Source organism: Methylophilus sp. 13 (assembly GCF_015354335.1).
GTDB lineage: Bacteria > Pseudomonadota > Gammaproteobacteria > Burkholderiales > Methylophilaceae > Methylophilus > Methylophilus glucosoxydans.
On sequence record NZ_JADKYR010000001.1, the window covers coordinates 385,156 to 395,998 of the forward strand.

General features: G+C 49.6%; 7 protein-coding genes. 1 reads left to right on the forward strand and 6 read right to left on the reverse strand.

All coding sequences use genetic code 11. The features are described from left to right. Window positions 1-133 precede the first annotated feature (133 nt). The 6 genes from INP77_RS01805 to INP77_RS01830 form a co-directional block, all read right to left on the reverse strand. On the reverse strand, window positions 134-1,942 hold the full coding sequence (locus tag INP77_RS01805; RefSeq protein ID WP_194746985.1) for a TolC family outer membrane protein: 1,809 nt from the start codon (window positions 1,940-1,942) through the stop codon (window positions 134-136). Between the two features lie 220 nt (window positions 1,943-2,162). Then, complete coding sequence (locus tag INP77_RS01810; protein WP_194746986.1) at window positions 2,163-2,837, reverse strand: response regulator transcription factor; 675 nt, start codon at window positions 2,835-2,837, stop codon at window positions 2,163-2,165. Between the two features lie 5 nt (window positions 2,838-2,842). Further along, a complete protein-coding gene (locus INP77_RS01815) occupies window positions 2,843-4,255 on the reverse strand; it encodes an HlyD family type I secretion periplasmic adaptor subunit (protein WP_194746987.1) in 1,413 nt (470 codons plus the stop codon). Between the two features lie 2 nt (window positions 4,256-4,257). Then, window positions 4,258-6,402, reverse strand: a complete 2,145-nt coding sequence (locus INP77_RS01820) for a type I secretion system permease/ATPase (protein ID WP_194746988.1) — start codon at window positions 6,400-6,402, stop codon at window positions 4,258-4,260. 135 nt (window positions 6,403-6,537) lie between these two features. After that, entirely contained in the window at window positions 6,538-8,466 is a 1,929-nt protein-coding gene (locus tag INP77_RS01825) for an EAL domain-containing protein (RefSeq protein ID WP_194746989.1), read from the reverse strand. Window positions 8,467-8,584: 118 nt separating this feature from the next. Next, window positions 8,585-9,256 (reverse strand): transglutaminase-like cysteine peptidase, encoded by a 672-nt coding sequence (locus INP77_RS01830; protein ID WP_194746990.1) that lies wholly within the window; start codon window positions 9,254-9,256, stop codon window positions 8,585-8,587. 194 nt (window positions 9,257-9,450) lie between these two features. Here INP77_RS01830 and purB point away from each other — a divergent pair, with 194 nt between their 5' ends. Beyond that, on the forward strand, window positions 9,451-10,824 hold the full coding sequence (purB, locus tag INP77_RS01835; RefSeq protein WP_194746991.1) for an adenylosuccinate lyase: 1,374 nt from the start codon (window positions 9,451-9,453) through the stop codon (window positions 10,822-10,824). The last annotated feature ends 19 nt before the right edge of the window (window positions 10,825-10,843 follow it).

Here is a 10,843-nt window from a genome sequence, read left to right on the forward strand (position 1 = left end):
GTACTAAAGTACAGTATGAAACTCGGGATATAAAACGCTTAAGTAATTTAAAAGTCATAACGCGTAGAGATATAAAAAAAGCGGAGTCAAATGACTCCGCTTTCATTTAAACAACTTAATCGTCTTGGAATAGTTACTCAACAGCCTGGAAACGAATAATTTCTACACGACGGTTGGCATCGTTACCTTCAACTGGATCGTTTTCAGCAATCGGCTGTGAGAAACCATAGCCCTTAACAACCAGACGCTTAGCATCAGTGCCTTTTTTGATCAGATAGTCGGCAACAGCTTTTGCACGTTTTTCAGACAACAGCAGATTGTACTTTTCTTTGGAAGTACTACGCTTGTCCGTGTGGCCAGCAATCTCAACCTTGTCGTTGCCCCACTCTTTGACAATATCATTCACAATATCCAGGTCGGCATAGGACTCTGGCAAGATAATCGCACTATTAGCCTGGAACAGAATGCGTGGCGTAAATTTCATGGTCGCCTTTTCTTGCGCTTTAGGCTTAAAGGCTTCACCACTACCTTCCCATGGTTTGGCATTTGCCAGCAATGCTGCTTTATCGGGCACGATTTGCTCAGGCACTACTGCTTTACACACATTCTCGCGATCCATGTATTCTTCACGAGGATAATCACCCACATCTGTGCGTGTAACGCCGAGTTTGCTCAGCAACAAGCCTTGACCTGCATACGTTTTTGCATAGGCCGTATTCAAATCCATTTCCGCAATAGTGAAGTTACGACGTGACTGGAAGTATTCGTTTTCAGTATCCAGCAAGTCAAGCAAGGTACGCTGGCCGATTTCGTATTGCTTGCGATAAGCCAAGCGCGCATTTTCAATCGAATCCTGATGCTGTTTGCGGTAAGCCACTTGCTCAGTCAGTTGCTTAATGCTGTTGTAAGAAATTGCAACCAGTTGGCGGGTATCAATACACGCTTTGTCTCGCAAGTCGTGTGAGCGGTTCAGGGTTTCAACCGCGGAGTCCAGATTGGATTTATCCGTAAAGCCGTTGAAAATATTCCAGCTCGCAGTTACTTCCAGCGTATCGGCAGCTAAAGTACTGAGTCTACTTTTATCGTTGACGTCAATAATTTTACGGCCTTGCAAATCAACACGCGGCATAAAGGCAGCTTTACGACCGGAAACAGATTTTTCAACCGCAATAATATTTTCGATCGCAGCCAGAACGTTCGGGTTTTGCTTGTAAGCAGCATCTAACACCTGATCAGCTGAAGGAGCAAGACCATCGCCCGTCATCATCACTTCATTCAGATTCTCCGGCGGCAACTCACCTACCAGACGCTGAAAGCGCGCAGAAACATCATACAAATTATTTGTTTCCGTCACCAGATTAGCCTCGGCCAAAGCAAGACGCCCTGTTGCTTGCTCAAGGTCAACCTTCTTACCTACGCCTGCATCTACACGAGACTTGATCTTATCGAAGACTTGCTTGTGCACAACAAAGTTATCCTGAGCATAAGAAACCAAGCGGCGGTAACGGATCAAATCGTAGTAAGCCGTGGCGGTATCTAACGCTACTGCCTGCATCTGCCCTTGCAACTCGTAGAAACGTGACTTAGCCACATGGTCCAGACGACCGACTTCTGATGGCGTCGCCAGGCCATCAAAAATCATTTGACGCAGAGTCAGGGTGGATTGCTGGTTTGGAGAGTAGGTATTGCTTACATTAGGGGTCAGGCGCTCCTGATTTCTGAACACCTGATCTACAGTCACGTTCGGCAGATATTTGCCTTTGGCCGCAGACTCATCCAGTTCTGCTGACTTAAATGCATGAAAGCTCGCTTGAACTTCTGGGTTCTCTGATACTGCTTTCTCGATAATTTTTTCGAGACTTTCAGGACTCGCCGCCCATGCCAACGAAGAATAAGAGAACACGCCCACGAGGAGCGCTGAGGCAATTTTTTTTAGTTTCATTTGCAGACTCTTAACAAGTTATAAAGATTCATCCAAAATCAGTATAACCACGGAACTAAGCCTGCACAAGAGTGGTCACCGCAATAAACCACAAACTTTTTGATAAATTTAGTGTAATTAGTCAAAAAAATGGAATTGATGCAATATAAAAACTCAAAAAAACCTTCATATATTCATATATTTACACGATAAATATATGAGTTAACTTATTTATTACACGTTAATTTAGTTGAGATTTATTTAAGCTGGGATTTTTAATGCCCACATTACCGGCAAAATGTCCCGGCGTGGACTGCCCCTGCAGAACCAAAGCCAAATGCAACCGGTCGCGCACCTTAAGCGTATCAAAGACAGAAGTAAGATGTGCCTTAACCGTACGCTCGGAGATGGCCAGTAAGCGGGCAATCTCTTTATTACTACTTCCTTTAGCGGCCTCTAACGCCACCTCTCGCTCACGCTTGGTCAAATTCTCCAGAATATCCTCTGGCAGAGCTGACGTGGCTTTGCCACCGGTTGTGAGGCTGATCAGATGCTTGAGTACATCACGTCCCAGCCATACCCCGCCTTGCGAAACCACACTAGAAACCTCTTTGAGCACATTTGGATGTGCATACGCATGCAAATAGCCAACCGCCCCTGACTCCAGTGCCTGCATGGCTTCAACTTGCTCGGGGTTATTGGAGAGGACGATGACTTTGGCGGCAGGCAACACGCGAAGAATGTGTTGCACAGATTGACGCCAAAGGCTGCCCTGCTCTAGTTGCGCATGCACCCAAATGATGGGTGCCCCTACAATATCTGCAGAAATCACATCAGAAATGAGGGTTGATTGAGGAAAGGCCTTTTGCCAGGACTCGATTGCGTTTTTGAGGGTCGTGATAAATATATGCTTCATAGTTTTTAGCGCTCTGTCAATGCGTACGATTTAGCTTTTAACACTGGTTTTAATAAATAAGACAGCACCGTTTTTTTACCTGTGAGGATATCTACCTGTGCCACCATCCCCGGAATAATCGGCAGATGGTCGCCAAGATTATTCTTGGTTGTCCTCACTTTAACGACATAATATGCATTACCTTTATCGTCTATCGTGGAATCTGCAGCAATATCTTCCACAACACCATCCAAACTACCATAGATAGTGTAATCGTAGGCCGTGAGTTTGACCACTGCCGGCTGTTGCGGCCGGATAAAGGCGATATCCTTGGTTTGTACTTTGGTTTCAATCACCAGTGCATCATCGCCTGGCACAATCTCCATCACTTCTTTACCAGGCTGAATGACGCCGCCTACCGTATTGTAGTAAAGCTTGCTGATTTTGCCGTTCACCGGCGAAGTCAGTGTCGACTGTTTTACTTTATCTGAAAGCGCTACACTGGATTGTGTCAGACTGTTGATTTTGGCAGTCGTCTCATTCAAATCTGTGCGGACTTTGCTCATGAAGGATTGTTGTGCTTCAGAAACCTTGCGGCGCGCTTCTGAAATCGCGGCGGTCAATCGTGACATCTGTGCCGATGCCTGATCAATATCCCCTTTGGCACGGTTTGCATCACGCTCCAAGCGCAAAATCTCAATCTCCGAAACCGCTCCACTACTGAGTAAAGGGCGATTGGCAGCGAGCTCTTTACTGGTAGACTCATACGTCTTGATCGCCACTTCTTTCTTAAACTGCACTTCCGATAGTTCACGTTCACGTTGCGATAGTTGGTCACGTGCAATATTGATTTGCGAATTCAACTCATCTCTGGCAGCGTTAAATAGCTGCAGCTCTTGCAAATAGGTATCAGGCGCTTTTTCTTGCACCTCACTGGGCGGGTTAAAGCTACCACCATTCGCCAATGCCTTCAGTCGCGCCTCTTTGGCCGTCAAAGAAAGGTACTGACTCTCGTTTTCCTTGAGGGAGGAGATCGCCCGCGTTTCATCAATCTTGATCAAGGGTTGACCGCGTTTAACCGTATCCCCCAGCTGTACCATGATGTCAGTCACAATCCCACCATCCAGCGATTGCACAACCTGCACCTGACGCGACGGAATCACACGCCCCTCGCCACGGGTCACCTCATCAACCTTGGCAATGCCGGCCCAAACCAGCAAAACTACCAAGATCCCGAGGATAGAATACATGATCAGCTTGGCATGCAGCATGGTGTCTTCAACCATCACATCATGCGCCTGCTCCACCCAGGTGCGCGATTCCGCTGTCTCGGTTTTGACAATTCTATCCACCAGCGCGTGTACAGGCTTACCCAGGCGCACCCAAATACTGTCTGGTTTGGTAATCTGACCAATTTGATCGTATATTTTTTTTGCCATGATTATCTTGCCTTACCCACTTTGCCCGCACGCAATGCTGCAGTCACGTCTTCTTTACTGCCATCTGCAACCACTTGGCCAGAGTCAATGACGATCAACCGATCCGCCAGCTCCAGCATCGCGTTGCGGTGACTAATCACGACCAGCGTTTTTCCGGCAATGGCTTCGCCAATTCTGCGCTTAACGCTTTCTTCGCCTGAGTGATCCATGGCACTGGTCGGCTCATCGAGCAACACAATTTGCGGATGAGTCACAAACGCACGTGCAATCCCCACCCCCTGGCGCTGACCTCCAGACAGCGTATCGCCACGCTCACCGATTTCAAGATCAAAGCCTTTGGGGTGCGCATTGACAAACTCGGCAATCCCCCCCACCTGAGCCGCTTGCAAGACTGATTGATCATCGGCATGCGGGTCACGCAACGTGATGTTGTCACGCAACGATCCAAAAAACAGGTGATTATCCTGCTGCACATAGCCAATGCTGCGACGTAATTCGGCCGGATCGATTTGACGCGCGTCAATGCCATCAATCAGAATCGCGCCCTCGGTTGGCTGGTACAAGCCCAGAATCAGCTTGTTGATTGTCGTCTTGCCAGAGCCCATCCGTCCGATCAGCCCAACATGCTCACCCGCTTGAATCCTGAAAGACACCCGCTGCAAGGCAAACTCATCCGAACCAGGATATTTAAAGGAGACATTCTTAAACTCGATTTCGCCTTTGAACGCGGGGCGCGAGAGGAAATTCATGCCTTTACTACGCTCAACCGGCTTGCCCATAATGTCATCCAGCGATTTCAGGGAAGTCGCCGCAGTGTGGTACTGGGTAAACAGATTGGCAATTTGTGAAATCGGCGCCAGGGCACGGCTGGTCAACTGCGAGCAAGCAATCAAGCCACCCATGGTCAAATCACCATTTGAGATCAGGTAAACGCCCAGAATAATGATGGCGACACTAATGATCTGCTGTAAAGCATAAGTGCCATTGGTAATCGATGAAGACAGCAGTTTGATCTTGCTGCCGACTTCTGACAGAAACAGCGCACTCTTCTCCCACTTGCCTTGCATCTGCCCTTCCACGCCCATGGATTTTACCGTCTCCAGCCCAACCAGGCTTTCAATCAGTGTGGCATTGCGCTGCGCGCTGGCACGATACATGGTTTCAGACAGGTCATGCAGTTTGGTTTGCACGCTCAGTGAGTAGATCAGCACAATGGCACCGCCAATCACAGCAGGTAGCACCATCAACGGACTGATCCAGGCAATCACCACCAGAAAAATAATCCCGAACGGCAGGTCAATCAACGTCACCACCGTGGCTGAGGTAATAAAGTCGCGCACACTTTCAAACGAACGCAGATTGGAAGCAAACGAGCCAACGGAATTGGGTCTGGCTTCATACCGCGTGCCCAAGACCTTTTCCATGATCTGTGCACTGAGTTTCACATCAATACGCGCACTGGCCCAATCCAGAAAATAGGTACGCATTGAACGTAACAGCAAATCCCCCAGCACTATCAGCGCCACACCTAAGCCGAGCACCCACAAGGTCTCAACAGCCTTGTTGGGCACCACGCGGTCATAGACGTTCATGGTGAACAACGGCATGGCCAGCGCAAATAGATTAATCAGCAATGCCGCAATCATTACATCGCGGTAAATCGCGCGGTTTTCGGCCAGCGTGCCCCAGAACCAGTGCCGGACTTTGATACGGCCCACCTCAGGCGTACGTGCATCAAAAATGAAGTTTTGCCGGGTAATCAAGGCATAGCCGGTATATTGCGCAGCCAAATCCGCCAGACTGATGGTGACCGGTTCAGAAGACAGCTCAGGGAAAATAACCTGGGCAAAATGCTGCGACTGATCAACCTGAATCAACTGGCAGGCCCGGTCATTGTTCAACAGCAACGTGACATCCACCTGCGGTTGCAGCAATGTTGGAATGGCCGCTTGCTTGACCGTCACATCCAGTTGCAAACGCTCCGCAGAACGTTTGAATAATTCGGGGTTTAATTTACCATTCTGCAACGGCAAGCCTGAAATCAGGGCGTCGCGTGTAGTGGCCAACCGGTTATGGCGGCAAATATAAAGGAGGCACTCCAGCAGAGCGTCTTTCTCGGTTTTATTGAAGTATGGCGTCGTTTCCATGGCAGATGACTTATTATTATCCTTGTCCGAGTGATATCAGCGACTGATTAGCAAGATTGATTGTATGGTGTTTTAATTGATATCAAAAAGGGGAGTATATGGCATAACCCCGTTGAATTACAAAAATTGACCGTATCAGAGCTCGCCAAACGAGAGGCTTTCCTGTACGTAGGGGCCGGTCACTGCCTCTATCCCCACCGCATTCAAACTATCCAGCTCCTGCTGATCCTGCACCCCCTCGGCAATCGGCACGATGCCCATGGTGCGCACCATCATGCAGAGGCCGCGCATCAGTGATTGCTGTTGTGGCCGCAAATGAATATCGCGGATTAGAGATGCGTCAAACTTGATATAGTCCAGTCCCAGTTCGTGTAAGTCACCTAACTGCGCCAAGCGGGTGGCGACATGTTCCATCCCGACCATGCAACCCAGCGACTTGACCAGATGCACAAACTCCCTGAACTTAATAAAGTCACTAAACGCCGCTTCTTCTGCTACCTCAAAACTCAACCTGGCAGGTTGATTCACGGACAGGATCAAGGCCTGCAGCTTGTCACGGTAATCATCACTACGCATTGCCGCTGCCGAGACATTCACACTTAAATTGGCGTTGCTCTTGGCCAGCATATCGACGGCATACTCCAACGCAAGACCATCCAGCGTTTTGATCATATCGAGCTGGCTGGCCCAATCAATAAAGGCCCCCGCTGCCAGCCATTGATCGCCTTCATCAATATGCAAGCGCAAGGGGCATTCGTAGTGGAACAATTGTTGATGCCGCTGCATCACCGGATAGCAGGCGAGCTTGATTTGCTTTTGCTCAATTGCCTGCAGGAACTGCTGCTTCCACTGGTTCAGATAATTTTTTCTTGAGGTGACGATGCTATTGGCATTCATGACGCGCATCGGCAAGGCGGCCTGATCCTCAGCCAGGTCAAGAATAAATTGCATGACGCGGTAGATATCGGCAAAGTCGTCGCCTTTTTTGGTTTTGGTATGCGTCACGACAAACTGGAATTGCAGCATCTGCTGCGCGGCATTGAGTTTTTCCAGCACCAGTTTGAGCTCGGTCGCCACGGCGAAATCATCGACAGGCTGGCGACTGAAAATCCCGAAAACGCCCCCTGCCAGTCGGCCACAAACCACATCAGGATAATGTGCCATCTGCTGCAACAGCGCATCGCCGATTTTTTTGATCAGCTGGTTGGTCACACTGTAGCCCATTTGCCGGTCGATGTCGGACAGGTTACGCATTTGTACCAAAATCAGCATGCCCTCGACAAAACTGTCATTCTTGAGTGCCACCGATGCCGTGTTGGTAAAGTGTGACTGGTTCATGAGACCGGTCACTTCGTCATAGTTGATTTGCTGGTTAAAAGTATTCAAGCGCTCGGACTCTGCCGTCACCATAGACTTGACGCGCTCGGACAAGGTGTTCATGGTGCGCACCAGCTTCTTGAACTCTTCCGTCTCCGGCTCGGCAATCGTAATGTATTTACGCTCACCCAAGGCTTCTGCCTGTCCAATGACTTCATCCAGTGGCCGCAAGATTTTCTTGAGCCATACGCCAGAAATTGCATAACTCAACAAGGCAACCAGCAGTGTCCACAGCAAGGCATGACGAGACGTTTCCCACAGCTGGTCATACGCCAGCGACGGCTCGCTTTCCATGATCAGGGTGCCATATTGCTGCCAACCGGACTGAATATTGGCAACGCCGGGTTGGATCTCAATTGACAATAAAGACTGGAACCAGCTTGGGGCCTCTGAATGGGGCGCACGATTCACGCGTTCTATCATGGTCTTGTTGTCAGGCGACACAATCGCAATGCGGCGATAGTGCCCCATGTCAAACTGGGCGCTGACGATCAGCTCAACCGTGACATTGTCTTTTTGAATATTGGAAAGTGTAATGGCCAGCCCGTTGGCATTATCGTTATTTTTTTTCTGTAGCTGCTCCGCCATATAACGGTGGTCATTATAGACCCCCAGAAACAGACATCCGGCGGCCACCATCAAAATGATGGCCGAAATTGCAATACGTATTTGTTTGATTAATGACATCAGAAAGCCCTCTTACTTTCCTGGGGGGAGATTGGCAACTGCCCGGTCCTTGTGCAGACTCTATGTGCAAGCCTAGCATCCTCACCCCATAATAACCATAGCTCTAACCATTTTTCCATCATTCCAATCCGTCCTGTCGCATCCGCGTCAACACATCTCGCCATTTTGAGATGTTGGTTGGCGAGCCCGCACGTACCGTCGGGTTATTCGCCACAAACAAACCCTTGTCGTTAAAACTGAAGACAGGCGCCAGGTCGCCCCGGCGCGAAGCCGGTAGCAATTCAAAATTGAGGTTATCCAGAATCAGTGGGTCGCTGTTAGGCGTGGCATAGTAAGCCAGCACCATGTGCGGGCGGATTGAGCCGCTAGGCATGCGTGCCCGAACATACGTGAGACGTAATTTATCCTGTGAAATACCCAGTTTCTTGAGCAAAATATATTTGACAATACTGAAGTCCTCGCAGTCCCCCGCCCCCTTGCCCAAGGTTTCGAGCGGGCTGGCCCAGTAATCCTCCATGCCCCACAACGTATAGTCGTCCACAAACAGCACGTGCTGATTGGTAAAATCATTGACCATGCCGACCTTGGTCATTTCGCCGGAGCCGGCAATCTGCGCAAACAGCTCATTCAGACGCATGACATTCTGATAAGCCTCTTCGCCGTAACGCTGGCGGACTTTCTCCAGCATCGCCAGCACATAATCATCCGCCTGGATCTGCGACCATAGCAGGCTGATTGCCAGGCATAGGCCTGTCAATACTCTGGCAAAGGTGGATGGCGTCAATTTCATGTCAGTTAAGGTTTTACAGGCAACGATTATGTCACGATGAAAAGAGACACAATTTAACAAACAAAATGGTTTTCATCGACAACTTCCGCGCGGTCTCATACACCCAATCACTCAAACATGACAGAGACAACAAAGACAAGTATGGACGGATTGGGTAAAATGCTGGTTTTTCGCATCTATTAAATTGTTTAACCATGACGTCACTCACCACGCTCAACGCACTCTCGCCGCTAGATGGCCGCTACCAATCAAAACTTGACCCCTTGCGGCCTTATTTCAGCGAGTATGCCCTGATTAAATATCGCGCGATGGTAGAAGTCGCCTGGTTAAAAGCGCTAAGTGCCGCCCCTGAGCTGGCTGAAATCGCGCCATTCAGCCCGACGACCATAGACGAACTGGATGCTGCGATTGACGCATTCAGCGAAGCGGATGCCATGCAGGTCAAAGCCATCGAAGTACGTACCAATCACGATGTGAAAGCGCTGGAATACTGGCTGAAAGAGAAGTTTGACGGCAATCCTGAAATCAAGAAAGCCAGTGAATTTATCCATTTTGCCTGTACCTCAGAAGACATCAACAACCTGTCTCACGCCCTGATGCTGAAATCTGCGCGTGAAGCCGTCATGCAGCCTAACCTGCAGGCAGTCATTGCCCGCCTGACTGAGTTGGCGCAAGCGCTGGCTGAGCAACCGATGTTGTCCCGTACGCATGGTCAAACGGCCAGCCCTACCACCATGGGCAAAGAGCTGGCGAATGTGGTTTATCGCCTGCAACGCCAGTTGAAACAACTGCAAGCGAACGAAATTTTGGGCAAGATCAACGGCGCCGTGGGTAACTTCAATGCACATTTGTCTGCCTACCCTGATTTTGACTGGGAAAGCTTTGCCAAACGCTTTGTCGAGTCTCTGGGCCTGACGTACAACCCGCTGACCATCCAGATCGAGCCGCATGATTACATGGCTGAGATTTACGACACGCTGGCACGGATCAATACCATCCTGATTGACTTGAACCGCGACATCTGGGGCTATATCTCGGTCGGCTATTTCAAGCAAAAAGTCAAAGCGGGCGAAATCGGCTCCTCGACCATGCCACACAAGGTCAACCCGATTGACTTTGAAAACTCTGAAGGCAACCTGGGCCTTGCGAACGCGATTTTGCGTCACCTGGCCGAGAAACTGCCTATCTCACGCTGGCAGCGTGACCTGACCGACTCTACCGTGTTGCGTAATATGGGCGTGGCCTTTGGTTATACGCTACTGGGGTATGACTCTTGCCTGCGCGGCCTGAATAAGCTGGAAATCAATCCGCAGCGCCTGCTGGAAGACCTGGACAATAGCTGGGAAGTGCTGGCCGAGCCGATTCAAACTGTAATGCGCCGTTATGGCATTGAAAATCCTTATGAGCAACTCAAAGAGCTGACACGCGGTAAAGGCGGCATTAACAAACAATCGCTGCATGCTTTTATCGAGACGCTGCCTATCCCGGCCGAAGCCAAGCAGGCGTTGCTGGCAATGACCCCTGCAACTTATACCGGCAAGGCCAGTCAACTGGTTAAACATATTTAAATCGCCGTTGATTTGACCA